The organism is Fictibacillus nanhaiensis, assembly GCF_023715445.1.
Lineage (GTDB): Bacteria > Bacillota > Bacilli > Bacillales > Fictibacillaceae > Fictibacillus > Fictibacillus nanhaiensis_D.
The window spans coordinates 167,954-194,398 of sequence record NZ_JAMBOD010000005.1; the positions used below are offsets into that span (position 1 = coordinate 167,954).

The 26,445-nt window shown below is 42.3% G+C and carries 28 protein-coding genes and 1 pseudogene; 22 read left to right on the forward strand and 7 right to left on the reverse strand.

Annotated features, from left to right (window positions below):
• The first annotated feature begins 2 nt into the window (after positions 1 to 2).
• The 6 genes from M3196_RS14715 to paaX all read left to right on the forward strand — a co-directional run bounded on the left by M3196_RS14715 (position 3) and on the right by paaX (position 6,694).
• Positions 3 to 776 carry an enoyl-CoA hydratase-related protein gene (locus tag M3196_RS14715; RefSeq protein WP_251323067.1) on the forward strand — a complete coding sequence of 258 codons (774 nt, stop codon included), beginning with the start codon at positions 3 to 5 and terminating at the stop codon, positions 774 to 776.
• A gap of 26 nt (positions 777 to 802) precedes the next feature.
• A complete protein-coding gene (locus M3196_RS14720; protein ID WP_251323068.1) occupies positions 803 to 2,311 on the forward strand; it encodes an aldehyde dehydrogenase family protein in 1,509 nt (502 codons plus the stop codon).
• Between the two features lie 553 nt (positions 2,312 to 2,864).
• Positions 2,865 to 3,737, forward strand: a complete 873-nt coding sequence (locus tag M3196_RS14725; protein ID WP_251323069.1) for a 3-hydroxyacyl-CoA dehydrogenase — start codon at positions 2,865 to 2,867, stop codon at positions 3,735 to 3,737.
• On the forward strand, positions 3,737 to 4,942 hold the full coding sequence (locus M3196_RS14730; protein ID WP_251323070.1) for an acetyl-CoA C-acyltransferase: 1,206 nt from the start codon (positions 3,737 to 3,739) through the stop codon (positions 4,940 to 4,942). The genes M3196_RS14725 and M3196_RS14730 overlap by 1 nt, the downstream gene beginning before the upstream one ends.
• A gap of 12 nt (positions 4,943 to 4,954) precedes the next feature.
• Positions 4,955 to 5,731 carry an enoyl-CoA hydratase-related protein gene (locus M3196_RS14735; protein WP_251323071.1) on the forward strand — a complete coding sequence of 259 codons (777 nt, stop codon included), beginning with the start codon at positions 4,955 to 4,957 and terminating at the stop codon, positions 5,729 to 5,731.
• A 69-nt stretch (positions 5,732 to 5,800) separates the two neighbouring features.
• On the forward strand, positions 5,801 to 6,694 hold the full coding sequence (gene paaX / locus M3196_RS14740; RefSeq protein WP_251323072.1) for a phenylacetic acid degradation operon negative regulatory protein PaaX: 894 nt from the start codon (positions 5,801 to 5,803) through the stop codon (positions 6,692 to 6,694).
• A 256-nt stretch (positions 6,695 to 6,950) separates the two neighbouring features.
• Here the strand turns inward: paaX and M3196_RS14745 are convergent, their stop codons facing one another.
• Positions 6,951 to 7,466, reverse strand: a complete 516-nt coding sequence (locus M3196_RS14745; protein ID WP_251323073.1) for a gamma carbonic anhydrase family protein — start codon at positions 7,464 to 7,466, stop codon at positions 6,951 to 6,953.
• 46 nt (positions 7,467 to 7,512) lie between these two features.
• On the opposite strand from M3196_RS14745, the gene M3196_RS14750 reads away from it, so the two are divergent.
• The 4 genes and pseudogenes from M3196_RS14750 to M3196_RS14765 form a co-directional block, all read left to right on the forward strand.
• Positions 7,513 to 8,484 (forward strand): NAD(P)H-dependent flavin oxidoreductase, encoded by a 972-nt coding sequence (locus tag M3196_RS14750; protein WP_338082955.1) that lies wholly within the window; start codon positions 7,513 to 7,515, stop codon positions 8,482 to 8,484.
• A gap of 37 nt (positions 8,485 to 8,521) precedes the next feature.
• A complete protein-coding gene (locus M3196_RS14755) occupies positions 8,522 to 9,871 on the forward strand; it encodes a sodium-dependent transporter (protein ID WP_251323075.1) in 1,350 nt (449 codons plus the stop codon).
• Positions 9,872 to 9,959: 88 nt separating this feature from the next.
• Positions 9,960 to 10,682 carry an SDR family oxidoreductase gene (locus tag M3196_RS14760; RefSeq protein ID WP_251323076.1) on the forward strand — a complete coding sequence of 241 codons (723 nt, stop codon included), beginning with the start codon at positions 9,960 to 9,962 and terminating at the stop codon, positions 10,680 to 10,682.
• Positions 10,683 to 10,821: 139 nt separating this feature from the next.
• A pseudogene (locus M3196_RS14765) lies at positions 10,822 to 11,280 on the forward strand (peroxiredoxin-like family protein); the annotation flags it as partial.
• Between the two features lie 210 nt (positions 11,281 to 11,490).
• Here the strand turns inward: M3196_RS14765 and M3196_RS14770 are convergent.
• Positions 11,491 to 11,907: an HIT family protein gene (locus tag M3196_RS14770; protein ID WP_251323078.1), complete on the reverse strand. Its 417-nt coding sequence runs from the start codon at positions 11,905 to 11,907 to the stop codon at positions 11,491 to 11,493.
• 153 nt (positions 11,908 to 12,060) lie between these two features.
• Here M3196_RS14770 and M3196_RS14775 point away from each other — a divergent pair, with 153 nt between their 5' ends.
• The 12 genes from M3196_RS14775 to M3196_RS14825 all read left to right on the forward strand — a co-directional run bounded on the left by M3196_RS14775 (position 12,061) and on the right by M3196_RS14825 (position 23,188).
• Complete coding sequence (locus M3196_RS14775) at positions 12,061 to 12,456, forward strand: thioesterase family protein (RefSeq protein WP_251323079.1); 396 nt, start codon at positions 12,061 to 12,063, stop codon at positions 12,454 to 12,456.
• Positions 12,457 to 12,548: 92 nt separating this feature from the next.
• A complete protein-coding gene (locus tag M3196_RS14780; protein ID WP_251323080.1) occupies positions 12,549 to 13,649 on the forward strand; it encodes a Leu/Phe/Val dehydrogenase in 1,101 nt (366 codons plus the stop codon).
• Positions 13,650 to 13,663: 14 nt separating this feature from the next.
• Positions 13,664 to 14,728 carry a pyruvate dehydrogenase (acetyl-transferring) E1 component subunit alpha gene (gene pdhA / locus M3196_RS14785; protein WP_251323081.1) on the forward strand — a complete coding sequence of 355 codons (1,065 nt, stop codon included), beginning with the start codon at positions 13,664 to 13,666 and terminating at the stop codon, positions 14,726 to 14,728.
• Positions 14,728 to 15,723 (forward strand): alpha-ketoacid dehydrogenase subunit beta, encoded by a 996-nt coding sequence (locus tag M3196_RS14790; RefSeq protein ID WP_251323082.1) that lies wholly within the window; start codon positions 14,728 to 14,730, stop codon positions 15,721 to 15,723. Before pdhA ends, M3196_RS14790 begins: the two co-directional genes overlap by 1 nt.
• 12 nt (positions 15,724 to 15,735) lie before the next feature.
• The gene (locus M3196_RS14795) at positions 15,736 to 17,010 is read left to right on the forward strand and encodes a dihydrolipoamide acetyltransferase family protein (RefSeq protein ID WP_251323083.1); all 1,275 of its coding nucleotides are present in this window, start codon (positions 15,736 to 15,738) and stop codon (positions 17,008 to 17,010) included.
• On the forward strand, positions 17,011 to 18,444 hold the full coding sequence (lpdA, locus tag M3196_RS14800) for a dihydrolipoyl dehydrogenase (RefSeq protein ID WP_251323084.1): 1,434 nt from the start codon (positions 17,011 to 17,013) through the stop codon (positions 18,442 to 18,444).
• Positions 18,445 to 18,770: 326 nt separating this feature from the next.
• A complete protein-coding gene (locus tag M3196_RS14805; RefSeq protein ID WP_251323085.1) occupies positions 18,771 to 19,835 on the forward strand; it encodes an undecaprenyldiphospho-muramoylpentapeptide beta-N-acetylglucosaminyltransferase in 1,065 nt (354 codons plus the stop codon).
• A 98-nt stretch (positions 19,836 to 19,933) separates the two neighbouring features.
• Positions 19,934 to 20,659: an AzlC family ABC transporter permease gene (locus M3196_RS14810; protein WP_251323086.1), complete on the forward strand. Its 726-nt coding sequence runs from the start codon at positions 19,934 to 19,936 to the stop codon at positions 20,657 to 20,659.
• Entirely contained in the window at positions 20,652 to 20,957 is a 306-nt protein-coding gene (locus tag M3196_RS14815) for an AzlD domain-containing protein (protein WP_251323087.1), read from the forward strand. The genes M3196_RS14810 and M3196_RS14815 overlap by 8 nt, the downstream gene beginning before the upstream one ends.
• Positions 20,958 to 21,054: 97 nt before the next feature.
• Complete coding sequence (locus M3196_RS22000; protein WP_276531385.1) at positions 21,055 to 21,186, forward strand: hypothetical protein; 132 nt, start codon at positions 21,055 to 21,057, stop codon at positions 21,184 to 21,186.
• A gap of 135 nt (positions 21,187 to 21,321) precedes the next feature.
• Positions 21,322 to 22,182, forward strand: a complete 861-nt coding sequence (locus M3196_RS14820; RefSeq protein WP_251323088.1) for a Cof-type HAD-IIB family hydrolase — start codon at positions 21,322 to 21,324, stop codon at positions 22,180 to 22,182.
• A gap of 151 nt (positions 22,183 to 22,333) precedes the next feature.
• Positions 22,334 to 23,188, forward strand: a complete 855-nt coding sequence (locus tag M3196_RS14825; RefSeq protein ID WP_425311008.1) for a glycerophosphodiester phosphodiesterase — start codon at positions 22,334 to 22,336, stop codon at positions 23,186 to 23,188.
• Positions 23,189 to 23,215: 27 nt separating this feature from the next.
• Here the strand turns inward: M3196_RS14825 and M3196_RS14830 are convergent, their stop codons facing one another.
• The 5 genes from M3196_RS14830 to M3196_RS14850 form a co-directional block, all read right to left on the reverse strand.
• On the reverse strand, positions 23,216 to 23,548 hold the full coding sequence (locus M3196_RS14830; RefSeq protein ID WP_338082956.1) for a DUF421 domain-containing protein: 333 nt from the start codon (positions 23,546 to 23,548) through the stop codon (positions 23,216 to 23,218).
• 3 nt (positions 23,549 to 23,551) lie between these two features.
• The gene (locus tag M3196_RS14835) at positions 23,552 to 23,908 is read right to left on the reverse strand and encodes a DUF421 domain-containing protein (RefSeq protein WP_251323090.1); all 357 of its coding nucleotides are present in this window, start codon (positions 23,906 to 23,908) and stop codon (positions 23,552 to 23,554) included.
• A gap of 88 nt (positions 23,909 to 23,996) precedes the next feature.
• Entirely contained in the window at positions 23,997 to 25,061 is a 1,065-nt protein-coding gene (locus M3196_RS14840; RefSeq protein WP_251323091.1) for a hypothetical protein, read from the reverse strand.
• Positions 25,051 to 25,935, reverse strand: a complete 885-nt coding sequence (locus tag M3196_RS14845; RefSeq protein ID WP_251323092.1) for an ABC transporter ATP-binding protein — start codon at positions 25,933 to 25,935, stop codon at positions 25,051 to 25,053. The genes M3196_RS14840 and M3196_RS14845 overlap by 11 nt, the downstream gene beginning before the upstream one ends.
• Complete coding sequence (locus tag M3196_RS14850) at positions 25,919 to 26,323, reverse strand: GntR family transcriptional regulator (RefSeq protein ID WP_251323093.1); 405 nt, start codon at positions 26,321 to 26,323, stop codon at positions 25,919 to 25,921. Before M3196_RS14850 ends, M3196_RS14845 begins: the two co-directional genes overlap by 17 nt.
• Positions 26,324 to 26,445: the final 122 nt, after the last annotated feature.

Consider the following 26,445-nt stretch of genomic DNA (forward strand, 5'->3'; position numbering starts at 1 on the left):
CCATGTTTGAAACGATTAGCTATGAAACAAGAGGAAAGACAGCATGGATTACACTGAACCGTCCGGATAAACTAAATGCGTTTACTTCACTTATGCATAAAGAGATGGTCGCTGCGATTAAAGAAGCAAACAAGGACAGCAATGTAAGAGCTGTTGTCATTACAGGGGCTGGGCGTGCTTTCTGTTCGGGACAGGATCTTTCTGGTTCAACGACAGATACGGATTATGGTGAAGTTCTGCGCAAAGGATACAACCCGATGGTGCAGGCGCTTGTTGCAATGGAAAAGCCCGTAATTGCAGCAGTTAACGGTGTAGCAGCCGGTGCCGGTATGAGCCTGGCATTAGCTTGTGACTTCAGGATTGCGAGCGAGAAAGCTAGTTTTATTGAAGCGTTCATCCATGTTGGTTTAGTTCCTGATTCAGGCAATCTCTACTTCTTGCCTCGAATAGTCGGACACGCAAAAGCAATGGAGCTCGCAGTGCTTGGCGAAAAAATCACTGCACAGCAAGCAAAAGAATTTGGTCTCGTAACGAAAACAGTCAGCGAAGAAGAGTTCATGCTTGAGGTGGAAACGTTCGCTGAAAAGCTTTCACACATGCCTACAAAAGCGATTGGACTCATTAAACGCTATATGAATAAAAGCTGGGAAAGCGATCTGAACGAAGTTCTCGAGTATGAAGCGCAAGCTCAAAAGATTGCTGGAGAGTCAGTTGACCACCAGGAAGGTCTTGCAGCATTTTTAGAAAAGAGAAAACCGGCATTCACAGGAAAATAGACATCATAGAAAAGGGAGTGGAGAGTATGAGTACAGCAAATACAGAAGTAAAGGCAGTAAAGCGTGATCAATACGATATGGTAATTGGAGGACAAAGCACCGGTGGATCTGAAGGGGAGTATTTTGTTACTTACAACCCTGCGACTGGCGAACCGTTAGCTAAAGTAGCAAAAGCGACTAAAGCAGATGTGGACCGTGCCGTTGAAGCGGCTAGAACAGCATTTGAAACAGGAAAATGGAAGCGCTCTCCTGTTAATAAGCGTTCACGTACAATGAATAAAATTGCGAGCATCATGCGTTCTCGTTTCAACGAGATTGTGGAGCTTGAAATCCTGAACAGCGGTAAATCGTTAAGCGCAGCACAAGGACAAGTGATGCAGGCGATCGAAGATTTTGAGTTCTATGCAGGTGCAATCGTCAGCCACCGCGGTGCTGTGAACCCGATGCCAGGGCCGTTCATGAACTATACACTGAAAGAGCCGCTTGGTGTTTGTGCACAGATCATTCCTTGGAACTATCCGATGATGATGGCAGCATGGAAGATCGCTCCGGCTATCGCAACAGGATGCTCTGTAATCTTAAAACCTGCGAGCTTAACGCCATTAACAGCGATTGTTATGACAGAGATCTGCCACGAAGCCGGTGTTCCGGAGGGTGTTGTTAACATCATTACTGGCGACGGTTCAACAGTGGGTGCTTATTTAGCAGAGCACGAAGGTGTTGATAAAGTGGCATTTACTGGTGAAACAGGAACTGGTAAAGATATCATGGCGAAAGCTTCACAGACGCTTAAACGTGTAACACTTGAGCTTGGCGGCAAATCTCCTAACCTTGTTTTTGAAGATACAGACATTGATGCTGCAGTAGATGGTTCTTTATTCGGTATTTTCTATAACACTGGTCAATCTTGTGAAGCACGTTCTCGTCTTTACATTCAGGAAAGTGTTTACGATGCGTTTATGGAAAAGTTTGTTGAGAAGGCGAAGAGACTTGTTCTTGGCAACCCTCTTGATCAAGGAACACATGTAGGTGCGATCATCTCTGAGCGTCAACTTCAAGTGATCGACAGCTATGTGAAATCTGCTGAAGAAGAAGGCGCAACGATTGCTTTAGGCGGCGGACGTGCTAAAGTAGATGGCTTTGAAAATGGTCACTGGTACTTGCCGACGATCATTACGGATGTAAACGAAGACATGAAGGTCGTTAAGGAAGAAATCTTTGGACCGGTTGTCGTTGTATCCACATTTAAGGACGAAAAAGAAGCGGTTCGGTTAGCAAATAATACAGACTTCGGTTTGGCTGCTGCGATCTGGACAAAGGATCATGCAAAAGCAACGCGTGTGGCTGGCATGATTCAGGCAGGAACGATCATGATCAACTCTCCGTTCTCCGCTTTCCCAGGTACACCGTTCGGTGGCTACAAGCAATCTGGATTCGGACGCGAGCTTTGTATTGAAACGCTTGACCTTTATACAGAAACAAAGAGTGTCGTTTCCTATACAGGATCTCGTCCGTTGAATCCTTTTAATCTGTAAAACTTATAGTTTAAGCTTTGTTGCTCATGGGAGTAGATGATTTCCGTTTCAGGATGCTCGCTTTCCGCGGGGCGTGCGGTGAGCCTCCTGCCGCTTTGCGCCCTTAGGAGTCTCCACCTGACCGCTCGTCCCGCAGGACAAGGAAGGCTTCGGCGGCGTTACATCGCACGAAGAAAATGTGATTTTCATTTTCGAGGAGTCTCGCACCTTGCACTTCAATCAACTTGTCAATGAAGCAACAAGGTCCTAAAAGCCTTTAAAAAGACATAAAAAAACAAAAGCGGGCCGATGTGCTCGCTTTTTATACAAGGCTGTTTTCTAAAAAAATGTTGCTACGAAGAGATTCTTTAAAATCTACTTTGAACAGTTAATTGGAGCGGAAGGGCGAGACTCCTGCAGGATGAGTGGGGCAGGAGAGACCATTCAATGACGCAAAGCGGCGAATGCACACCCTGCGGAAAGCGAGTCCTGCAGCGGAAATTAACCTCTTTCAATGCAACAAAGTATAATCAAAAACGTTAAACACTTGTTTAAAAGAAAGGCAGGAGAAACCATGTTGCAAAATGCAGTAGTCATCGGATCTGGTGTAATGGGAAGAGGGATTGCCTACGTTTGTGCGGTTGGCGGATTTGATGTTCAGCTTGTTGATGTAAAGCAAGATCAGCTGGCCAACGCAAAGAAAGAGATCGATTCTATTTTTTCAAAAGCGGTATCTCGTGGAAAACTGTCACAAGAGGATGCAAGTGCAGCACAAGAAAGACTTTCTTATACTGTGCATCTAACAGCAGCTGCCAGCGGTGCAGACCTTGTCATTGAAGCTGTTCCAGAAAATATAGAGATTAAGCGTGCTGTTTTTGAAGAATTAGACCATTCAGCACCAAGTCATTGTGTGCTTGCTACAAACACGTCGACAATGAGCCCGACGGAAATCGGATCATTTACGAAGCGTCCTGAAAAAGTAATTGCCATGCATTTCTTTAATCCAGTTCATAGAATGCCTCTTGTAGAGATCGTGCGCGGCCATGAAACGGACGATGAAACGGTTGAACTTGCAAAAGAAGCAGCTGTAAAAATGGGCAAAGAAACGGTAACGGTAAACGAGTTTCCTGGTTTTGTAACGAGCCGTATCTCTGCCATGATCGGGAACGAAGCCTTCTACATGCTGCAAGAGGGTGTCGGAACACCCGAAGATATCGATAAAGCGATTAAACTAGGCTTGAACTTCCCGATGGGTCCATTCGAGCTCGGAGACTTAGTAGGGCTCGATACGCGTTTAAACAACTTGAACTACCTTCATAAAACATTAGGGGAAAAATACCGTCCGGCTCCGCTTCTTGTAAAGTATGTGAAAGCAGGAAGACTCGGACGCAAATCAGGCAAAGGGGTTTATGATTACACCAATGAAGGCAGCGGGGTGAAGAAGTAATGAAAGAAGTCGTTATTGTTGACGCTGTCAGAACGCCAATCGGCCGCTATAAAGGGTCTCTAAAATCTGTAAGACCGGATGATCTTGGAGCAGCCGTTATTTCAGCTCTTCTAGAAAGAAACGCATCATTGCCTCAATCAGAAATTGAAGAGGTCATTTTCGGTAACGCGAACGGAGCTGGAGAAGACAATCGTAACGTAGCGCGGATGTCTGCACTTTTAGCAGGTCTGCCGGTTGAAGTTGGTGGAACAACGATCAACCGCCTGTGTGGATCTGGCATGGATGCAGTCATTTATGCAGCACGTGCTATCATGGCAGGTGAAGGCGACGTCTTCATCGCTGGCGGAACAGAGAGTATGACGCGTGCCCCTCTTGTAATGGGTAAGCCTGAGGTAGAATATCCGCGAGGTGATATGAAGATGTTCGATACTACGATCGGCTGGCGCTTTGTAAATCCACTTATGCATGAAAAATACGGTACAGATTCTATGCCTGAAACGGCTGAGAATGTTGCGAAGAAATATGAGATCTCAAGAGTAGCTCAAGATCAGTTCGCATATAGTTCTCAGCAAAAAGCTAAAAGAGCGATGGAACTAAACCGATTTAAAGAAGAGATCGTACCTGTGAGATTAGTTGACAAAAAAGGAAATGAAACATGGATCACAAATGATGAACATCCGCGTCCTGAAACCTCTCTTGAAAAGCTCGGTACACTTAAACCATTGTTTAAAGATGGAACAGTAACAGCAGGAAACGCTTCTGGCGTTAATGACGGAGCATCAGCACTTTTGTTAATGAGCCGCGAAAAAGCAGATGAGCTAGGCATAAAACCCTTAGCGAGATATATTTCTTCAGGTGTTGCAGGATTAGAGCCTGCGATCATGGGTGTTGGTCCGATTGAAGCAACACGTAAAGCATTAAAACGTGCAGGCTTATCTGTAAGTGATCTGGACTTAATCGAATTGAATGAAGCATTTGCCTCACAATCGTTGGCTTGCATGAACGAGCTTGGACTCGACTCAGAAAAAGTAAACGTAAACGGCGGTGCTATTGCATTCGGTCATCCACTTGGGGCAAGTGGTGCGAGAATATTAACGACTTTAATCCATGAAATGAAAAAGCAAGGGTCACGCTATGGTCTTGCTACAATGTGTATTGGTGTAGGTCAGGGAATCGCTTCAGTAATTGAAGCAATCAATGAGTAGGAGGGTTATCCGATGAGTGCCATTTTATATGAAGTAAAAGATTACATTGCTTATGTGACATTGAATCGACCTGAAGTGCTTAACTGTTTTAACTATGCAACATTAAAAGAACTTGAAGAAACGGTTGAAGACATTCACCACAACAATGATGTCCGAGTTGTTATTTTTACAGGAGCAGGAGAAAAGGCCTTTAGTGCCGGTGCTGATTTAAAAGAGCGCCGTACGCTGACGGAATCAGAAGTGCGCCGCAACGTACGAAAGATTCGTGACGTGTTTTCTGCTGTAGAAGCTTTGCCTCAGCCTACCATTTGTGCGATTAATGGTCATGCGTTTGGCGGCGGTTTTGAACTTGCATTAGCTTGTGATCTGCGCGTCTCTTTAAGAGAAGCATCTATGGGGCTAACCGAACTTAGCTGGGCGATCATTCCCGGAGCTGGCGGAACACAGCGCTTGCCAAGATTGATCGGTCAGGCGAAAGCGATGGAACTAATTTTAACAGCGAAAAAGATGATGGCCGAAGAGGCATTCTCGTATGGTATCTTAAACCAAGTAACATCCAGAGAAGAACTGATGGCTGTCTGTGAGAACTATGCGGCGCTTATCATGAAGAATGGACCTGTCGCTGTCCAGCAAGCAAAATATGCGATCAAACACGGAACCGAAGTAGATCTGCAGACAGGACTTGCTATCGAAGCGAAAGCATACGAAGTGACGATCCCGACAAAAGACCGTATGGAAGCGCTCGTCGCTTTTGGAGAAAAAAGACCACCTGTATTTAAAGGAGAGTAACTTGTTTTCGCTTCTATTGTTCTGGTAGGATTGTACAGACAATTACAGGTACAAATGAGGTTAGATACAATGCAAAACAGTTTAAACACGCGTTCCATGATTTTTACCCTTTATGGGGATTATATCCGTCATTATGGGAGCGAAATTTGGATCGGCAGCCTGATCCGTCTTTTAGAAGAGTTTGGCCATAATGAACAAGCTGTAAGGGCAGCGATATCGAGAATGAACAAACAAGGCTGGATCGCGGCTAGAAAGCAAGGAAACAAAAGTTATTATTATTTAACCGAACGCGGTAAAAAGCGTATGGATGAGGCTGCGAAAAGGATCTTCAAAGTGCAGCAGGAACCATGGAACGGGGAATGGCTGATGTTTACTTATACCATTCCAGAAGAGAAGAGAAGCATACGTGATGAATTGCGAAAAGAACTTGTCTGGAGCGGGTTCGGGCTCCTGGCAAACAGTTTTTGGATCTCGCCTCACCAGTCATCCGAGCAAATTCAGCTAATGATTGATAAGTATGCGATTGAAGACTATGTTCATTCCTTTACGGCTGTTTATAACGGTCCGAACGAGAACGAAAAACTTGTTTCAGAATGCTGGGATTTAAACGATATAAATACAAAGTACAATGAGTTCATCGTTACTTATTCACAAAAGTATGTAATCGATAAGAATAAGATCGAAAAGGGCGAAATGACGGACGGGGAATGCTTTGTGGAACGGACGAAGCTGGTCCACGAATACCGCAAGTTCCTTTTTATCGATCCAGGTTTGCCTCAGGAGCTGCTGCCTGCAGAATGGCTTGGTGATCACGCAGCATCATTGTTCAGTGATTATTACCGTGCACTCGCTGGACCGGCAAGCCGTTTCTTTGAAAGCATCTATTCAGATGGAAATGCCCTAAAAAAGAATTCGAAATTTGATGCGCTGAATCATCCGCTCATTCAGGAGAACCGGTCTTAGTAGTTCTTTTCCAAAGGCTGTTTTCTTAAAGATTGTTACTTTTGGATGCTTTTAAGTTCATCGCTGAATAGTTGATTGGAGTGCAAGGTGCGAGACTCCTGCGGGATCAGCGGGACAGGTGAGACTCCTATGGGCGCAAAGCGCCGAGGAGGCTTACCGCACACCCCGCGGAAAGCGAGTACCTTCAACCACTTCTAGTAGCGACAATGTTTAAGTGAAAAGCACTTTCGCTTCTATAAACGAAAGTGCTTGTTCCTTACTTTTTTAGTTCGGCGGCGAACTGCTTACCTTTTTCGTAATACGTATCGATGGTGAGCCGCAGTAGCTTCAAGTCTTCATCGTTCAGTTCCCGGATCACTTTGCCGGGTGAACCCATGACCATAACTCGTGGCGGGATTTTTTTACCTGGAGGAATCAATGTGTTTGCACCGATAAAAGCTTGTTCGCCGATCTCAACGCCATCCAGAATCGTTGAGCCCATGCCGACAAGTGCGCCTTTTTTTATCGTACAGCCATGAAGAATGACGTTATGGCCGATTGAAACTTCGTCCTCAAGGATAAGCGGGTATCCTTCATAGAGGTGAAGAGTGCAGTTGTCTTGAACGTTTGTTTTTTTACCGATTGAGATGGGACCTTCATCGCCGCGAAGGACGCTGTTAAACCAGACGCTTGAACCTTCACCGATTGTGACGTCACCAATAATATGGGCACCCGGTGCGATAAAAGCGCTTTCATGAACTTCTGGAGTTTTTCCGTTAAATGAGTATTTCATATGAGCCTCCCTAGAAAATAGGTTGATAGGTTCAGTATAGCAAAGGATTAAAAGGGAGGTGAAAAATTTGAATCCGGTTTGCGAAAAGCTAAACATCGAGTTTCCTATTATCCAAGGGGGAATGGGAAACGTAAGTAACGCTGAGCTTGCCGCTGCTATCTCGAACGCCGGCGGATTAGGAACAATCGGTGCCGGTACCATGTCACCTGCTGAGGTAGAAAATCTGGTAATTGCAACAAAAGGGATGACAGACCGCCCATTTGCTGTTAATGTACCTTTAACCGTTGCATCAAATGTAAATGAGATTCTTAAACTTGTAATCAAGCATAACGTTCAAGTTGTTTCCCTGTCAGCGGGCAACCCGGCGCCTTACATACCGAAATTAAAAGAGCACGGAATTAAGGTGATTACGGTTATCGCCTCTGTCTATCATGCTAAAAAAGCAGAAGCAGCCGGGGCTGATCTGCTGGTGGCAGAAGGGTATGAAGCGGCAGGTTTAAACTCGCCGTATGAAACAACAACGATGGTCTTGCTTCCGCAAGTTTCCCGGAGTGTTTCCATTCCTGTTATCGCTGCCGGAGGAATCGCGGATGGGAGCGGACTGGCGGCAGCATTTGCCCTTGGTGCTCAGGGGGTGCAAATGGGTACACGTTTTATTGCTACAAAAGAAGCTCCGTTCCACGAGGCTTATAAAACATCTCTTCTTGAAGCGGATGATACGAAAACCATGATCGTCGGCCGTTCAGTAGGGAAAATTAGAAGAATTTACGATACACCTTATGCCCAAAAGCTGATTCAGCTTGAAAAAAACGGTGTTACACCCGAAGAGTTTCTTGAACAAACAACAGAAGACCGTCATATTTTAGGGGCAGTAAAAGGAGATTTAGAGAACGGTTTTATTAACAGCGGGCAGATTGCTGGTGCAATATCCGATATTCCATCGGTAAAAGAACTGCTCGAAACGATGATGCAAGAAGCGAAAGAAACAGTTAGATTGTTAAACAAACGTTTAATATAAGCTAGTTATAAATGTATTAGAGGGGGAAGTTTAGATAATGAATCAGCAAGATCAGTGGACGTCGAAGTTAGCCTTTATTTTAGCAGCAGCAGGATCCGCAATTGGACTCGGAGCTATTTGGAAGTTCCCTTACGTCGTTGGAACAAGCGGTGGAGGAGCCTTTTTCCTTATCTTTTTATTGTTTACTTTTTTAGTAGGTTTTCCGCTTTTAATGGCTGAATTTGTAATCGGCCGTGGTTCACAGAAAGAAGCTGTTTCGGCTTACCGTGCATTAGCGCCAGGATCAGCTTGGCCTTGGCTTGGAAAAATGGGTGTAGTAACTGCATTTATTCTATTATCCTTTTATAGTGTAATCGGCGGATGGATCGTACTTTATCTAGGCAAGAGTTTTTCGGGTGATTTCTTCAAAAATGATTTTGGAGCAATGTTTGGGGAGTCGATCTCAAGCCCTTGGCCGGTTCTGATTTCACAGTTTATCTTTATGATCATTACAATCCTTGTTGTTAGCCGCGGTATTAAGAATGGTATCGAAAAAGCAAACCAGATCATGATGCCTGCACTTTTTGTTTTGTTTATTGTATTGATCGTTCGTTCATTAACATTGGACAATGCAATGGAAGGTGTTAAGTTCTTCTTACTTCCTGATTTCTCAGAGATCGGCGGAGATGATATTCTATTCGCGCTCGGTCAGTCTTTCTTCTCGTTAAGTGTAGGTATTTCTGTAATGGTTACGTACAGCTCTTATCTAGGTAAGAATGAAAGCTTAACGAAATCTGCAACAACGATTGTTTTACTTAATATACTTATTTCATTGCTTGCCGGATTGGCAATCTTCCCTGGTGTATTCTCATTAGGGCTTGAGCCAGCTGAAGGACCAGGACTATTATTCGTAGTTCTTCCGGCTGTATTTGATCAAATCGTCTTTGGTCAATTTTTCTTTATTATTTTCTTAGCTCTTTTCTTATTTGCAACATTAACTTCAGCGTTCTCCATGCTTGAAATCATTGTTGCATCTATCACTAAAGGTACGTTAACGAACCGTGCAAAATGGTCTTGGATTATCGGCTTGCTGATTTTTGCTGCAGGTATCCCATCAGCACTTTCTATGGGTGTCCTTTCAGATGTAACACTTTTCGGCAAAACGATCTTTGATCTATTAGACTTCCTGGTTAGTAATATCCTTCTTCCGCTAGGTGCTCTATTTATCGCCTTATTTGTAGGTTATAGATATCCAAAAGATCTATTAGTGCAAGAGTTCAGAGCAGGATCATCTGTAACAGTGAAAGGATTCGCTCTATGGCTGATGCTTGTGCGTTACATTGTGCCAATTATTATTTTTATCGTTTTCTTGAACACACTTGGCGTATTTAAAATGATTACAGGTTAATTCCCTAAGACGCAGACCATATTTGGTTCTGCGTCTTTTTTGTGTTTTAATAGAGCAGAGAAATAAAGAATGTGAAAGGAAGGTTCGTATGACACTTGAAGATAAAGTAGCACTAGTAACAGGAGCTTCCCGTGGGTGCGGTAAAGCAATCGCTGAAAAATTAGGAACTCTCGGTGCGAAATTAACGGTCGTCGGTTCATCTGATGGCATATTTAAAACGGCTGATGAGTTAAAAAATAAAGGTTTTGATGTTTTGGCAGTAAAAGCGGATGTTTCAAACGAAACAGACGTTGCAAATCTTTTTAAACAAACGTTTGATTACTTTGGACAAGTTGATATTTTGGTAAACAATGCTGGTGTCGGCCAGTTTAAATTGGCTGAAGAACACTCTTTAGCTGATTTCCAAAAAATGTTTGAGGTGAACGTACAAGGTGTATTCTTATGTAGTACAGCTGTTGTTCCACACATGAAAGAGCGCAAAGAAGGAACGATTATCACAATTTCTTCCGATGTTGGGCGCAGAACGATCTCAAACGGTTCCGTATACACGGCTACAAAATATGCTATTCAAGGCTTCTCTGGGTCGCTTGCTCAAGAGCTTCGAGAGTTTGGCGTACGAGTAGGTACGGTAAATCCTGGGGCAATCGATACGTATTTTGCTGACAGTGAACCTGGCCTTGATTTTAAAGAAGACTGGCTGAAGGTGACTGATATTGCTGAGGCAGTTGCGTACATGGCAAGCGCACCAAAGCATATGGTTGTTGATGAAATCATGCTGCATCCTCTTTCGCAGGATTATCCGAACGTATAAAAGGGAGACTTTTTCGATGGACTTGAATCAAAAAATAGTTTCAATTGAAAGTTCAGAGGCTGTTGTTCTGCGTGATTTGCTTGGTGAGGATAAGACGCTCGTTGCTTTAGTCAGACACCTTGGCTGACCGTTATGTCAGCATTTTCTTGCGCAGTTGCGCAAGTCATACGATACTTTTGAAGCTCGTTCAGTAAAGCTAGTCATTGTTTCTCCAGCTGATCGTGAACAGATTGAAAAGTTTTTAAACGTTCATGGTCCATTTCCTTTTGAGATTTACGGCGATCCTGAACTGAATGTGTACCGTGAGATGGGAAACCACCGATTCACTACATTGAGGAGTTTGATGTATGTCGGTGCTGGGATTTTAAGCGGAAAAGCTAAAATAAGCGACATCATTCCAAAGGAAGAGAAGAAAAGAGAGCTTTTCTTTAGCGCTGTTAAAAATCAGGATGTAAACGTTCAGGGAAGTTCGTGGCTGTTTTCGCGTGATGGAGAAGTATTGTGGCAGCACAAGGATGATTCACCGAAAGACCACGCGAGAGTGATGGAGATTTTGGAGCAAGTTAGCTTAAACCATCCGAAAAATATGCGAAACTAACAGGATTGAGCGAAACAGAGGTGTTCTTGAGCGAAACGGAGGAATCCTGAGCAAAACGGGGGATTCTTGAGCGAAAAGAAGTAGTGTTCGAGCGAAAACCTGCCGTTTTTGAGCGAACGTGTAATAAATAAAAGAACACGTACCGTAAAATCATCCCACAAACACAGGAGAAGGCCAACTATTATACTTTTTAGTCGGCCTTCTATGTTTCTACTTCACTTCAGCCTCAATCTGCCTTCCTGGCCTTCGATTCGCTTCCGATTTGATCCACGCCCGGATTCCTTTGCCGGCAAACGGTTCATCTGCAAAACGAGGGATAATATGAAAGTGGGCATGCGGAATGCTTTGACCGCCGACAGGCTTTACGTTCCATCCAGTGCTGTAACCCTCAGGACCGTAAGTTTCATCCAGCAATTTCTTCGCTTTTTGCATCAGGTCATATGTATCCAGCCATTCTTTTTCGCTTAGATCAAATACTGTTTCGGTATGTGCTTTTGGAATGATTAAGCCCGCACCTTCCAAAATATCCTGTGCCCTTGGACTTTGAATAAAAAAACAGCTTTCATTCTCATAAACTATTTTTTGTTCAGGAAAACTCATCGGGTTGCAAAATAAACAATCTTTCATAATAATTACACCTCCACCACTATTTTTGCATATTTTTCACATTTCTTACAAATGGAACTATTCTGGCGATTCATTGACCGACTATCACACAAAATGATATGATAACGTTAAGAAAACGTTATATAAATTAGATGAAAGATATGAGGTGTATGCATGAAACCAGGTATGGAGGTTGGTCAAAAAGCCACCATTACAGCTACAGTGACACCCGACATGTTTGCTCAATTTGAAGGTAAGCTGGTCCATCCGGCATATTCGACGGTCAGTATGGTCTACCATATGGAATGGGCAGCAAGACAGATCATATTGCCATATCTTGAAGATCATGAAGAAGGCATTGGCGGAGGCGTAGCTGCAAAACATATGGCTCCGACCCCTGAAGGCGCAGAACTTATTGTCACAGCGACATTGCGCGAATTAAAAGGTAAAGCAGTTATATGTGATGTTACCGTTCATAACGGAAAAGCACTTGCAGGTGAAGGTGAAGTCACTCAATATATCCTGCCAAGAGCAGCGATCTCACAAAAAATTAAAGAAATGAACGCTTAATATTTTTTTAATCAAAAATGAAAGCGCTTTCACTTTAAAGCAGCAAAGCAAAGAAGAATCAAAGCGAAATAGACATACTAGGGGGATTCAGCATGTTTGAAAAAATTTCACAGCACGAGCAAGTCGTATTTTGTAATGATCCATCCACAGGTCTTAAGGCGATTATCGCAATACATAATACAACCCTTGGACCAGCTCTTGGCGGATGCAGAATGAGACCTTACGCATCAGTTGATGAAGCACTTGAAGACGTCCTTCGTCTTTCAAAGGGCATGACGTACAAATGTGCAGGAGCAGATGTGGATTTTGGAGGAGGAAAATCAGTTATTATCGGTGACCCTACAACTGACCGCTCTCCGGAGCTTTTCCGTGCTTTCGGCCAGTTCGTCGATTCATTAAACGGACGTTTTTTTACGGGGACAGACATGGGAACAACACCTGATGACTTTGTTCATGCTTCAAAAGAAACGAACTGCATTGTTGGGGTTCCTGAAGAGTACGGCGGAAGCGGCGACTCTTCAGTTCCTACTGCGCAGGGTGTCATCTATGGTCTGCAGGCTACGATTCAGACATTAGAAGGTACGGATGAACTAGCGGGAAGATCATATTCCATCCAAGGCTTAGGTAAAGTTGGCTTTAAGGTAGCAGAGCAGCTTTTGGCAGCTGGTGCACAGATTTATGTTACAGATATCAACGAAAGAGCGCTTAAGCAGATCCAGGAAAGAGCTGAAATGCTGCCGGGTAATGTGGAAGTGGTTGAAGGCAGTGACATCTATGGTGTGGACGCAGATATCTTTATACCGTGCGCATTAGGCGGGATCATCCATGATGAAACGATTGAACAGCTGAAGGTTAAAGCGATTGTAGGAAGTGCGAACAATCAGCTCCTTGAAGATAAACACGGTTTATATCTGCAGCAAAAAGGCATTCTTTACGGCCCGGATTATATCGTTAACGCAGGCGGATTGATTCAGGTTGCTGATGAATTATATGGACCAAACAAAGCACGTGTGCTGACAAAAACAAGAGCAATCTATGACAGCTTAATCCAGATTTACAGTGAAAGTACGAAAAACAGCATTTCGACTATGGAAGCAGCCAACCGTTTTTGTGAAGAAAAATTAGCTGCACGATCAAAACGCAACAGCTTTTTTGCTCATAACAGAAGACCAAAATGGCAGGTTCGAAACTAGGGAGGGATTCATTCATGGAAAAGCAATTTCCGAAATTGCAGATTATTAATGAAAACGGTGAATGGAACGACGAAACATACCGCAGCGAGATAACAGAAGAACTTACAAAAGAACTTTATACAAAAATGCTTCGTTCACGTTTGTTTGACCGTAAAGGTGTTAACCTTCAGCGTCAAGGAAGAATTGGTACGTACGTGCCATTTGAAGGTCAGGAAGCTTCTCAAATCGGTAGTGCTTTGGCGATGGGGGAAGGCGACTGGATGTTCCCGACTTATCGAGACCATGCTGCAACAATGACATTTGGCCATTCATTAAAAACGCTATTTCTTTATTGGAAAGGGCGTCAAGAAGGATGTATTCCGCCTGAAGGGAAGAACATCTTTCCACCGGCAGTACCAATTGCATCACAGCTTCTTCATGCGACAGGTGCTGCATGGGCTGAGAAGTTAAAAGGAACGGACCGTGCATCCATCGTTTATTTTGGAGATGGTGCTACATCTGAGGGAGATTTTCATGAGGGTTTAAACTTTGCGAGTGTGTTCAATGCTCCTGTTGTTTTCTTTAACCAAAACAACGGATTCGCCATTTCAGTTCCAATTGAAAAGCAGATGAAAAGTAAAACAATCGCTCAAAAAGCAGTTGCTTATGAGATGGAAGGAGTCCGATTGGATGGTAATGATGTGTTCGCTGTTTACTTCCACACACGTACAGCGGTTGAGCGTGCAAGAAAGGGCGAAGGACCGACACTGATCGAAGCAGTAACGTGGCGTTACGGCGCACATACAACAGCAGATGACCCATCTAAATACAGAGACCAGAACGAGTCTGCAACTAGACGCGAAAAAACAGACCCTATTCTTAGACTAGAACGTTTTATGAAGAACGAAAACATGTGGGATGAGAAGTGGGCTGGAGACCTACAGGAGTCTTTAACAGCTGAAATTGAAGCAGCAGTAAAAGAAATGGAAGAGACAGATGCACCACATTATAACGATGTATTTGATCATGTGTTTGCTGAGAACCCTTGGCCGATTGAAAGCCAAAAAGAAGCATATGCACATTCAAGAGGTGATCGCTAATGACGACTGCAGTTGATACAAAAAAATTAACGATGGTTCAAGCTGTGACAGATGGCATGAGAGTCATGATGAAGGAACAAGAGAACGTGATCGTTCTTGGAGAAGATGTCGGGCAAAATGGCGGCGTATTCCGTGCCACTGACGGACTTGTTGGAGAGTTTGGGGATAAAAGAGTAATCGATACCCCACTTGCTGAGTCAGGAATCATTGGTACGTCTATCGGACTTGCGATGAACGGGTTTAAACCGATTGCTGAGATGCAGTTTTTAGGCTTCATCTATCCGGCTTTTAACCAGATCATGACACATGCATCAAGAATTCGCGCAAGAACGCTAGGTGCTTTTACAGTGCCAATGGTTATTCGTGCACCTTTTGGAGCAGGAGTGCGTGCCCCTGAAATCCATTCAGACTCAGTTGAAGCACTTTTTACAGGAATGCCTGGAATGAAAGTTGTTGTTCCATCTAATCCGTATGATGCAAAAGGAATGCTGATTTCTGCGATTGAAGATCCAGATCCGGTTTTATTCCTTGAGCCGATGCGCTGTTATAGAAGCACGAAGATGGATGTACCTGAAGGGAAGTACAATGTACCGCTTGGAAAAGCAGCCCGTCTGCACGAAGGAAGTGACGTTTCAATTTTTGCATATGGTGCGATGATGGATGTTGTAACGAAAGCAGCAAAAGCCGCTGAAGAAAAGGGCATCAAGTGTGATGTGATCGATCTTCGTACACTTTATCCGCTTGATAAGGATATGATCGCAGAGAGCGTTCAGAAAACAGGCCGTGCCGTTATCGTTCACGAAGCACCGGGAACAGGAGGACTCGGGGAAACGATCATGTCGCTTATTAACGATACATCTTTCTTATATATGAAAGCACCTGTTGAACGTGTAACAGGTTTTGATACACCAGTACCGATGTTTGCTTTAGAAGACCACTACCTGCCGAGTGCAGACCGTGTAGTACAGGCAATCGAAAAAGTCACTCAATTCTAGGAGGTGGAACACATGGTAGAAGTGAAACTGCATGATATTGGAGAGGGCATGCATGAGGGAGAAGTCATTCACTTTTTTGTAAAAGCGGGGGATACAGTTAAGATTGACCAGCCGCTTGTAGAAGTGCAAACAGACAAAGTGACGGCAGAACTTCCTTCACCTGCAGCCGGCACCATTAAAGACATTAAGGTAAAAGAAGGGGACGTTGTAACAGTTGGATCTGTCATTTTAACGATCGAAGCGTCTTCATCCATACAATCGGAGAAAAAAATAGAAGAACCTGCGAACATTGAAGAACAGCCTGTAGTAGATAAGATCGTGGCTGCACCTAAAAATACAGTCTTTGCAGGAGGCGTCGCAACACTTAACAAGCGTATTCTCGCTGCTCCTTTCACAAGAAAAATAGCCCGTGAAAACGGTGTGGATATCGAACAAATCCAAGGATCAGGACCTGGCGGACGTGTTACGGATCAGGACGTTTATAACTTCATCGAAAATGGTTCTGCTACAAAAGCTGAAGAGAAGACAGGGGGTGCAGCCCCTGAAAGAACGGGTGAAGCTCCATCGTTCACTTCAAAAGATGCGCAAGAGATTCCGTTTAAAGGGCGCAGAAAGCAGATCGCGAAGAAAATGGTTCAGTCACTTGCAACGATTCCGCATGTTACACATTTTGAAGAAATTGATGTAACAGCTGTAATGGATTTGAAGAAGCAGCTTAAAGCGATGGACCCTGAGAATAAGCGCGGAATGAACGTCTCTGTTGCAGCATTTTTCGTAAAAGCGATTCAGATTGCCCTTAAGGACTTCCCGATTTTCAATGCGAAGCTTGATGAAGAAAAAGAAGTCATCCGTCTTGAGAAAAATGTAAATATCGGAATCGCAACAGATTCTGATGAAGGTTTGATCGTACCAGTCATCTCACATGTGGAGCAGCGAAACGTAAGAGACATCGCAGCTGATATGAAGGATAAGATCACTCGTGCGAAAACAAACAAGTTAAAAGGTTCAGATATGATTGGCGGTACATTTACGATTTCAAACGTTGGACCGCTTGGATCGATCGCAGCAACACCGATCATCAATCATCCGGAAGTTGCACTGATGGCTTTCCATAAAACGAAGAAAACACCTGTTGTGGCAGGGAATGAGATTGTCATTCGTTCGATGATGAACGTATCTATGTCCTTTGACCACCGTGTAGCGGATGGCGCAACAGCCGTTATGTTCACGAACCGTGTAAAAGAACTCATCGAGAACCCTTACTTCATGACACTGGAGCTGATATAAATGGTTGTAGGTGATTTTGCAACAAAAAGACAGCTTGTAATTATAGGAGGCGGACCTGGCGGCTATCATGCTGCTATCCGTGCAGCTCAGCTTGGACTCGAAGTGACGCTGATCGAAAAAGAAAAGCTTGGAGGGGTGTGCCTTCATAAAGGCTGTATTCCATCAAAGAGCTTAACGCTAACAGCAGCGAACTATTCCGGACTGTCTCAATATAAACATATGGGCATCTCAGTACCTGAAGCGACATTTGAATATGAAACATTTACAAACTACTATTCTTCTGTAGTAACAGGACTTCAAAAAGGTGTAGAATCGCTCATTAAGGCCAATAAAATCGAGCACTTAACCGGTTCAGCTTCATTTATGTCAGGTGAGAGAATCGGTATTGATTCAGGCCATCATTTTGAGATGTATGAATTTGAACATGCACTGATTGCAACAGGAAGCAGCCCGTTATTGCCGAAAGAGGCAAAACTATCAAACCGGGTAATGACCCCTCATACATTATGGGAGCTGCATGAGCTGCCGAAAAGTATGGTTGTATACGGCGATGATTATTTTGCATTAGAAGCCGCCATGGCTTATAAACAGCTTGGCAGTGAAGTTACTTTAATCACCCCGGCTGACGGGTTTAGCTTTGACAGCAGTATAGAAAAAGAACTGCTGCGAGTTTTAAAGAAAAATAAGATAAAAGTATTTAAAACTCATGGGTGGGAAAGCGCTGAAGAATCTGAAGGCTCTGTTACAATAACGTTTACAAAGGATGCAGATGAAAAAGTTTCGTTCGAATCTACACATGTCCTTTATGCAGCAGGCTATTCACCAAACGTTGACGGGCTTGGACTTGAAGCCCTTCATATTGAGCGTGATGATAACGGATTTATCATTGTAAATGAACATAGCCAGACGAGTGTATCTAATATCTATGCAGCAGGTGACTGTACGATTGGCATGAAGCTCGCGTCAAAAGCGATCAAACAAGGGAAAACGGCTGCTGAACATATGGCAGGACAGTCAACAGCCTATAATCTCAGCTTAGTGCCTTATGTGGTGCATACAAACCCGCCGATCGCGACAGTCGGTTTAACAGAAGAGAAAGCGATGGATGAAGGATATGAGGTCAAAACGGGTCAGTTCTCTATGAGTGGAAACGGATCTGCTTCTATTCTAGGCCAAAAAGAAGGCCTCGCGAAGATGGTAATGGATGCAAAAACAGATGTGATCCTTGGGATTCATATGATGGGAGCAGGTGCAGTTGAAATGATCCAGGCAGGCACTTACGCATTAGAAATGGTTGCTCGTGAGGAAGATCTCGCATATCCAGTATATGCGCATCCGGCACTAAACGAAGGGTGGCTCGAAGCTATCGAAAGTGCAAGTGGAAAAGCGATTCATGTTCCGCCAGCACGGAAAAAAGAGAAGAGTACAGTTTGAGAGTGGTAAAGCGGTCTATCTGGACCGCTTTTTCCTTTGAAAAAAAGATAATCCCACGGAAATTGCAATTAATCCCACGTTACAAGAGATAATTCCTGGCTTCATTTAAATAATTCCACGTTAATTTACATATAACCACGAAACGACACGAACAGATATATTTCGACAGTCTGTTTATCCTAAAATAATCAACTAACGAAAGTTACCGAGAATTCACACAAATATCAGGCTATTTCCATTTTCTTTTTTTAGCAACATATATTAAAATGGCGATAAGATAAAATCCGTTTTATAGAGCCGGATTACAAAAAAGTGAGGAATGCAGTTTGAAGAAACTAGTTTTAACTGGCGGCGGTTCTGCAGGACACGTAACCCCGCATTTAGCATTAATACCGAAATTAGAAAAAATGGGATGGGACCTGCATTATATAGGTTCTGTTGATGGAATAGAAAAAAGTTTAATAGAAGAAGGAACAAATGTACCGTATTACGGAATTTCAAGCGGTAAGCTGAGACGCTATTTCGATCTGAAAAATATTAAAGATCCCTTCAAAGTAGCTGCCGGTGTAGCACAAGCTTATTTAAAACTTGGTAAAATCAAGCCGGATGCAGTTTTTTCAAAAGGGGGATTCGTAGCAGTTCCTGTTGTTATAGCGGCATGGCTGCGTAAAATTCCTGTATACATTCATGAGTCAGATATTACGCCAGGTCTTGCAAATAAAATCTCTTCAAAGTTTGCTTCCAAGATTTTTGTTACATTTGATGAAGCGAAAAAGCATTTTGCGGCAGGGCAGGCAATTGTGACGGGCTCCCCAATTCGTGACGAGCTTCTACAGGGATCAAAAGAAAATGGTCTTTCATTTTTAGGTTTTAGAAGCCATCTGCCTGTATTAACAATTATGGGAGGAAGTTTAGGAGCGCGCAAGATCAATGAAGCTGTGCGTGAAGCACTTCCTGAATTGCTCCGTTCGTATCAAATCGTTCATATTTGCGGAAAAGGAAACATGGATGAAGGACTGCAGCAAACAGAAGGCTATCGTCAATTTGAGTATATTCAAAAAGAACTGCCGGATGTAGTTGCAGCTACAGACTTTGTGATTTCGCGTGCTGGTTCCAATAGTATTTTTGAGTGGCTGACACTTAAAATCCCGATGCTGCTAATTCCTCTGACAAGAGCCGCGAGCCGGGGAGACCAGATCTTAAATGCACAATCCTTCGAAAAACAAGGATTTTGCCACGTGCTATATGAGGAAGATTTAACGAAAGATACGTTGTTTCAATCATTAAAGGAATTGAAAACTGATAAAGAAAACATGCAAAGGAATATGGAAAGCTTTAAAGCCTCTGATAGTGTCGACCTGATTCTACGTACAATCACTGGCGGTAAATAAATGATTTGAGAATTGAAGGGGGTCTGTCCCCGGGACAGACCCCCTTCAATTCATACACAATTTACACAACAACATATAAAGACGGAGATGAGATAAAGATGCTTCCTAGCCCTGCATTACCCAGAGAACAAACCCCTGCTTTTTGGAAAAAGGGGTTACAAGCTGGACTGCCGATTGCAATCGGGTATATGCCTGTTGCGTTCACGTTTGGCCTGCTCGCAAAAGCTGCCGGTTTAAGCCTTTTTGAGACGGTTGGAATGAGTATTATCGTATTTGCTGGTGCTTCACAGTATATCGCTTTGTCTATGATCGCGGCCGCTAGTGGTGCAGCTGAACTTATTCTCACAACCTTTATTATGAACATCCGTCATTTGCTGATGACCGCTTCTTTAAAAGAACAAGCTGAAGATGAACCGAAATGGCTGAAAGCGATCTATGCGTTTTTTATTACAGATGAGACATTTTCGGTAGCGGCAACTTCCCAAGAGAAGAAGATAAACGGAAGTTACTTGTTAGGTCTCGGTCTAGTTGCCTATAGCTGCTGGGTTATTTTTTCGGGTATAGGGTATGTGATGGGGTCTGGATTGCCGGAATCACTTCAGGCAAGTATGGGTATTGCGCTATATGCAATGTTCATTGCTTTACTCGTACCCGCAGCGAAAAAAAGCAGGAAAGTCATTGCACTCGCAGGCTGTGCGGCTGTCTTAAATTCTTTATTCTCTTTTATCCCGGTTCTCAGCGGGGGCTGGGGGATTATTTTATCGACATTGATCGCAGCTGTTTCGATTGAGTTTTTTGTGAAAGGAGACGAACGGAATGAATGATAATCTGATTTGGGTAATTATCGGAATGGGTATTGTAACGTATATTCCAAGAATGCTTCCGCTCGTCCTGTTTCACACGAATAACTTGCATCCAAGAGTTCAAGGTATATTGAAAAATGTTCCGTTTGCTATCTTAGGTGCACTTATTTTTCCAGGTGTGCTGACGATCAGTCCGGATTCTGTTTTGTATGGTGTAATAGGTGCTGCAGCTGCATTTATCGCAGCTTGGCTGAACCTTAATGTTATTATGGTCGTATTAACTTCAATCCTAGTTTTATACGGTTATACGTTTTTGTAGACAAATATCATAATTTACTTTATAAATAATTAACCTTATGAATTGATTTTTTATAACAAAGGAAAGTATAATCACAAGTAAAAGGAGGAGATTAAGAATGCCTCATTTACTAAGATTTGTACTTATAGGTTTGTTTTCAATCTCAGCTCTTTCTGTATTGTCATTTCAAGCCGTTGAAATTTTTCACGCTGTAACAGATATGGTACAATCATTTATCTACAAAGATTAATTCAGGAAATTTTTAAAGGAGCTTTTAAAGCTCTTTTTTTATTTGGTGAACGAGAGTGAAAAGCACATACGTTGATTAGATCTCTTTCACTTATGGGTAAACTTACTAATGGACTAAGCAATAAAGGATGATTTGATGAAACTGATCGCGATTGATATGGACGGAACACTGGTTAATAAACAGTTGAAAGTTACAAAAGAAAACAGCAAGGTTATTAAAGAAGCTTTAAATGACGGACATCATGTTGTTATCGCAACTGGACGTTCTTATGATGAAGCAAGGCATACTCTTGAAGATGCTGAGCTGCACCTGCCGCTTATTTGTGTGAATGGAGCTGAAATCAGGTCAAAAGAATGGGAGATTCTATCTTCGATTCCTTTACAATTTTCACAGTATGAAGATATAAAAAGAATTTTAGATGAAGAAGATATCTATTATGAATTGTATACAAGCAAAGGAACTTATACGGATGATCGTGAAAAGGCTTATGAAGTGATGAAGGATATCGTAATCACTTCAAATCCTGAGGCGACTGATGATGATGTACAAAAAGCTGCATTGCGCCGTTTCCGTTTAGGACTTGTAAGTGTAGTAGGAGATTTTGAAAAACTTCTGAATCAAAAAGATATAGAAGTCTATAAGTTTCTTGCCTTTTCAAGTGACAACGCGAAATTGAAGCGTGCTTTTCAGCATTTGCAAGCTGTTGATGCACTTGCAGTCAGTTCATCAGCTGACAACAACCTTGAGATCACAAACAGTGAAGCACAAAAAGGGGTCGCTCTAAAAAGATTTGCCAAATTAAAAGGCATACCTTTGGAAAACACGATGGCAATAGGTGATAACTATAACGATGTTTCAATGCTCGAGATTGCTGGTTTTCCTGTAGCGATGGGGAATGCAGTAGATGATATCAAAGAAATGGCTGCTTTTGTTACAAAAGAGAATGACGAAAGCGGGGTAGCGTTTGCTATTCAGAAATTTTTAGAAACAGAATAACCTTTACAGAAGCTGGTTCGAAAATGTCGAACTGGCTTTTTTTATTTATGGATTCTTTACACTTGATTTACTCAGGTGTAACCGGCTGTTCATACTCCCTTGGTAAAGTGGCATGGTAGTTCACTGATCAGAAGGGGAGAGATGGAAAATCATGAAAAAAGGATTTATAGCAACGATCGGAGCTTTTGCATTAAGCATGACAGTAATTGGGTCAGGATTTTCTGCCATTGCGGCTGAAAAAGAAAAAGACATCTTGAATGTAGCGCATCGTGGAGCTTCTGGCCATGCACCTGAACATACTTTGACTTCTTATAAAATGGGCGAAAAGATGCACGGGGACTACATTGAAGTAGATCTGCAGATGACAAAAGACGGAGAGCTCATCGCGATGCATGATGAAACGCTTGACCGTACAACGAATGGAACAGGCTTGGTAAAAGATTATACACTTAAAGAGATCAAAGACCTTGATGCAGGAAGCTGGTTTAATGAAAAATATCCGGAAAAAGCCAACCCTGAATATAATGGCCTTAAAGTGCCTACCTTAGAAGAAGTGTTCCAGACGTTCGGAAAGAACGCCAACTACTATATCGAAACGAAGTCACCAGCTGTCTATCCTGGCATGGAAGAGAAACTTTCAGAGCTGGTTGATAAATACAGAATCAATAAAGATATGCTGCTCGTTCAGTCATTCAGTTCTGAGAGTTTGCTAAAGATGAGTAAGATCGATCCTTCTATAAAGCTCGTACAGCTAATGTGGTATACATCGCCAGCTGCTATTTCAGATGCTGAAATTCAAGCGATTAAACAATATGCAGTTGGAATCGGACCAAACAGCGGTATGATCGACAAGGAATATGTTCAAAAGACGGTACAAAATGGACTTGAGATCCACCCTTACACGGTGAATGAAAAAGAAGAAATGCAAAAACTGATCGAGTGGGGCGTAACCGGCATATTTACAAACTTTCCTGATCTATTGCACGAAGTGAAAAAAGGACGCTAGCGCTAATAAAGCGGCTGACTAGTAATGTCAGCTGCTTTTCTCTTTTTTAACAAAGTAAACTTCACCATCTTCTGTTAATTGAGCAAAAAAAACGTCTTTTATATCTTGATAGCCGGCACTTTCAAGCTGCGATCGAAACCATTCATCTGTTAGATGGAATTCCTGAAATACCTGCTCTATCTTTTCGCCGTTGGAGACTAGCATTGCCGGCAAGTATTGTCCTGACTTTGGAGGAATGTTTAGATCTTCTTTTGTTACGATATCCTTAAGCGGCTTTTTCAATACACTGAGCTTTCCGTTTGGTTCCATAATCGCATATTCAACTTCCTGGATATCAAAAACAGAATTTATTCGTAAAATGCATCAATAAATCATCCATGGACAATTGAAGTTTTTTGATCTCTTTCTGCATGAGCTGTCCTTTTTTATGAGAATGGTAGGCTGTCCTGTTGTCAGTTTTGATAGAAGGGGAGAGCGCTTATTGAGGAATTCTATAAAAAACACAGATATCACCCAAAAGCTTAAGGCAGCTAAGCTTTCCCAAACTGTGATTTCTTTATGAACAACCATATCACCGATGATGTTCCCCATCGCGATCCCGGTTGCGTAATTGAAGAAGGTCAGTTCTCCGAGCTGTTTTTTCCCTAATAATCGCATTAAGAGCAGCAAAAAGGCGAAACCCAATACCGTCCTGTAAATCGTGATAAGAATTCCTTCCATTGTCATCCCTCTTTCAAGTTGCTATTACACATGATGCCCAGCGAAAAAAATAGCAAACAAAAAGAGCGGATGCTGATCCGCTCTAATTTTATTTGCTTAATCCTAATCGAATATTCATGATCTTTCTTAATACAAGATAACTAAGAACTCCGCCTATGGCTGCAGAAAAATAATAGCCGATTAAAGACGACTGATCAAAAGAGCCGAAAAGACCACCGCCCGCCATACCAAAAGCAAGAGCAAAACAAAGCACTACACCAAAGCTAAAGAATCTCTTGCCCTTTTCAAAAACAAGCAATCTCCCATTATTTTCGTTCTTCGTACGGCTAAACAACCAAATTCCAAGAGGAAACGTTACCGCGAAATAAATAAGCGGAGAAAGCAGCACAAGATAATCTGGCATTCTTGTGTAATCTGTTACGGATCCATTCATTTCATTCACCACATCCGTATAATATGCAAATTCAAATACGGGGATCGGTAGTGTAGCGGTGTGAATGAAAGCTCCGAACGATTTAAAAGTACCGTTTAGTGCGTAATTCATGTCTAATTGAACGCCATGATACATCAAAAACGTACCCAATAGTGAAAAGAAACCGATTGGGAAAAACAGAAAAATAAAACTTAGAATAAATTGAGATATGATGCTGCCGGCTATGGTTCCTATGAACATACTGAATGTGAATATGGCAATGGAAAAAGGAACGACTAGAATCATGAACTCAAGCAAGAATGATGCATCAGCTATTTCATTTAGAATCGTAAATCTTACGATGAGCATACATAACAATAAATTAAGTAGAAGTCCAGTTGTTATATGTACAACACCGAACATCCATTTCGTCAGAAAGATATCCTTTCTATTAAAAGGCAGTGAAAATGTCAGATCCGTGGAATGGGTGGTTCGCTCCTGTCCAATCAGCAAAGAGGCAAACCCAACAAGAATCAGCGTCATAAACAAGGCAATTTCAACACCATGAAAACTAAAGTTTAATTGTGTTTCATCTATATGAAAGCGATCTACTTGTGTTTGAAGACTTTGAGCTCTCCCATAAAAAGAAAAAGGAAGAAAAAAGAATAAAGAAAGGTAGATTGCCCAAACGGCAGGTCCGCCGAGTTTTTGATTTCGCATCCATAAAGCTTTATGAAACATGTGATTCCCCTCCAAGCGATGAAATAAATATATCTTCTAGTGTCATCGGAAGCTCTTCTAATAAAAGAGGATGTTCTTGCTGCATTTTTTCCATAGTGTCCTCGATATTGCCTTTTATCATCAGTGTATACACTCTACCAGTTTGAGAAAGAATTGTAACATTGTTTAAGTTTGCGATTCTTTCAGGCAGAGAATGCTTATAAACAGCCTGAACTTTTCTGAAAGATGATTTGGCATCTTCGATAGAAGTTGTTGACTCGATACGGCCTTCTTTCATCATGATGAGTACATCAGCGATCTTTTCAACTTCCTCGAGATGATGAGTAGAAATGAGCACACAAAGCTTGCGTTCACTCACTTCTTCAATAATAAATTGAAGGATATTTCGTTTCACGATAGGATCAAGTCCATTTGTAGGCTCATCTAAAATAATGAAATCAGCTTTTGTAGAGAAGGAAAGAATCATAAGAAATAATGCTTTCATACCCTTTGAAAAGGATCTGAGCTTTCTGTTTTTTGGCAGCTTGAAACGGTCCATCAGCGAGTAAAAATACATAACGTCAAAGTCCTCATAGATCGCATCATACAGTTTCACAATTTCTTTAACACTGTAAGTCTTTAAAATTTCAGTAGAATCGGGAACATAGGTAAGCTTTTGCTTAATCTCGGGCTGCTGGTGAATATTAATTTTATTAAAAGTTACTTCACCTTCGTCAGGGTCCAGTATCCCAGCAATTGTTCTGAGCAAAGTAGATTTCCCGACACCGTTTCTGCCGACAATACCTGCAATCATACCAGGCTCGAGTGTAATATTTACATGTTCTAATACCTGGTGTCCATCTATCATTTTGCTTACATTAATCATTTTTAACATATTTGTTACTCCCTCCAAGCTCTGCAGAAAACTTTTTAATCCATTCGGCCAATGTTTGCTGATCGATACCTAAATAAGAGGCCTCAATAACTAGCTGTTTGATCTGCTGCTTCATTTCGGTGATCTTTTGTTCATCGGCTCTCGGAGTGATAGAAGCAGATACGAATGTGCCTTTTCCGCGCAGCGTCTCAATGATGCCTTGTCGTTCCAGCTCTTGGTACGCTTTGCTTACTGTGTTTGGATTTATCAATAATGTTCCTGATAATTCTCTGACCGAAGGCAATTTATCTTCAGGCTGCAAGATCTCCTTCAAAATTAGCTCTTTAATTTGATGGACGACTTGTTCCCATATTGGCGTATTGCTTCGGGGATCTAAATTTAAAATCATATTATCCCACCTTTAAAAACTACGTGTGTATTATTATGTATAGTACACTTATAACATACAGGATTAGTAAATTCCTGTCAATGTACTTTTCTTTACTTTTGATGAAGCAGAATCCTACAATA

Excerpts from the sequence above, each read along its gene's own strand:
- M3196_RS14850 (WP_251323093.1), bottom strand. The coding sequence starts at position 26,323 with ATGATTTTAAATTTAGATCCCCGAAGCAATACGCCAATATGGGAACAA.
- M3196_RS14720 (WP_251323068.1), top strand. The coding sequence starts at position 803 with ATGAGTACAGCAAATACAGAAGTAAAGGCAGTAAAGCGTGATCAATAC.
- M3196_RS14760 (WP_251323076.1), top strand. The coding sequence starts at position 9,960 with ATGACACTTGAAGATAAAGTAGCACTAGTAACAGGAGCTTCCCGTGGG.
- M3196_RS14815 (WP_251323087.1), top strand. The coding sequence starts at position 20,652 with ATGAATGATAATCTGATTTGGGTAATTATCGGAATGGGTATTGTAACG.
- M3196_RS14825 (WP_425311008.1), top strand. The coding sequence starts at position 22,334 with ATGAAAAAAGGATTTATAGCAACGATCGGAGCTTTTGCATTAAGCATG.
- M3196_RS14745 (WP_251323073.1), bottom strand. The coding sequence starts at position 7,466 with ATGAAATACTCATTTAACGGAAAAACTCCAGAAGTTCATGAAAGCGCT.
- paaX (WP_251323072.1), top strand. The coding sequence starts at position 5,801 with ATGCAAAACAGTTTAAACACGCGTTCCATGATTTTTACCCTTTATGGG.
- M3196_RS14780 (WP_251323080.1), top strand. The coding sequence starts at position 12,549 with ATGTTTGAAAAAATTTCACAGCACGAGCAAGTCGTATTTTGTAATGAT.
- M3196_RS14810 (WP_251323086.1), top strand. The coding sequence starts at position 19,934 with ATGCTTCCTAGCCCTGCATTACCCAGAGAACAAACCCCTGCTTTTTGG.
- M3196_RS14845 (WP_251323092.1), bottom strand. The coding sequence starts at position 25,935 with ATGTTAAAAATGATTAATGTAAGCAAAATGATAGATGGACACCAGGTA.
- M3196_RS14795 (WP_251323083.1), top strand. The coding sequence starts at position 15,736 with ATGGTAGAAGTGAAACTGCATGATATTGGAGAGGGCATGCATGAGGGA.
- M3196_RS14820 (WP_251323088.1), top strand. The coding sequence starts at position 21,322 with ATGAAACTGATCGCGATTGATATGGACGGAACACTGGTTAATAAACAG.
- M3196_RS14835 (WP_251323090.1), bottom strand. The coding sequence starts at position 23,908 with ATGGAAGGAATTCTTATCACGATTTACAGGACGGTATTGGGTTTCGCC.
- M3196_RS14755 (WP_251323075.1), top strand. The coding sequence starts at position 8,522 with ATGAATCAGCAAGATCAGTGGACGTCGAAGTTAGCCTTTATTTTAGCA.
- M3196_RS14775 (WP_251323079.1), top strand. The coding sequence starts at position 12,061 with ATGAAACCAGGTATGGAGGTTGGTCAAAAAGCCACCATTACAGCTACA.
- pdhA (WP_251323081.1), top strand. The coding sequence starts at position 13,664 with ATGGAAAAGCAATTTCCGAAATTGCAGATTATTAATGAAAACGGTGAA.
- lpdA (WP_251323084.1), top strand. The coding sequence starts at position 17,011 with ATGGTTGTAGGTGATTTTGCAACAAAAAGACAGCTTGTAATTATAGGA.
- M3196_RS14790 (WP_251323082.1), top strand. The coding sequence starts at position 14,728 with ATGACGACTGCAGTTGATACAAAAAAATTAACGATGGTTCAAGCTGTG.
- M3196_RS14730 (WP_251323070.1), top strand. The coding sequence starts at position 3,737 with ATGAAAGAAGTCGTTATTGTTGACGCTGTCAGAACGCCAATCGGCCGC.
- M3196_RS14715 (WP_251323067.1), top strand. The coding sequence starts at position 3 with ATGTTTGAAACGATTAGCTATGAAACAAGAGGAAAGACAGCATGGATT.
- M3196_RS14735 (WP_251323071.1), top strand. The coding sequence starts at position 4,955 with ATGAGTGCCATTTTATATGAAGTAAAAGATTACATTGCTTATGTGACA.
- M3196_RS22000 (WP_276531385.1), top strand. The coding sequence starts at position 21,055 with ATGCCTCATTTACTAAGATTTGTACTTATAGGTTTGTTTTCAATCTCA.
- M3196_RS14725 (WP_251323069.1), top strand. The coding sequence starts at position 2,865 with ATGTTGCAAAATGCAGTAGTCATCGGATCTGGTGTAATGGGAAGAGGG.
- M3196_RS14770 (WP_251323078.1), bottom strand. The coding sequence starts at position 11,907 with ATGAAAGATTGTTTATTTTGCAACCCGATGAGTTTTCCTGAACAAAAA.
- M3196_RS14840 (WP_251323091.1), bottom strand. The coding sequence starts at position 25,061 with ATGTTTCATAAAGCTTTATGGATGCGAAATCAAAAACTCGGCGGACCT.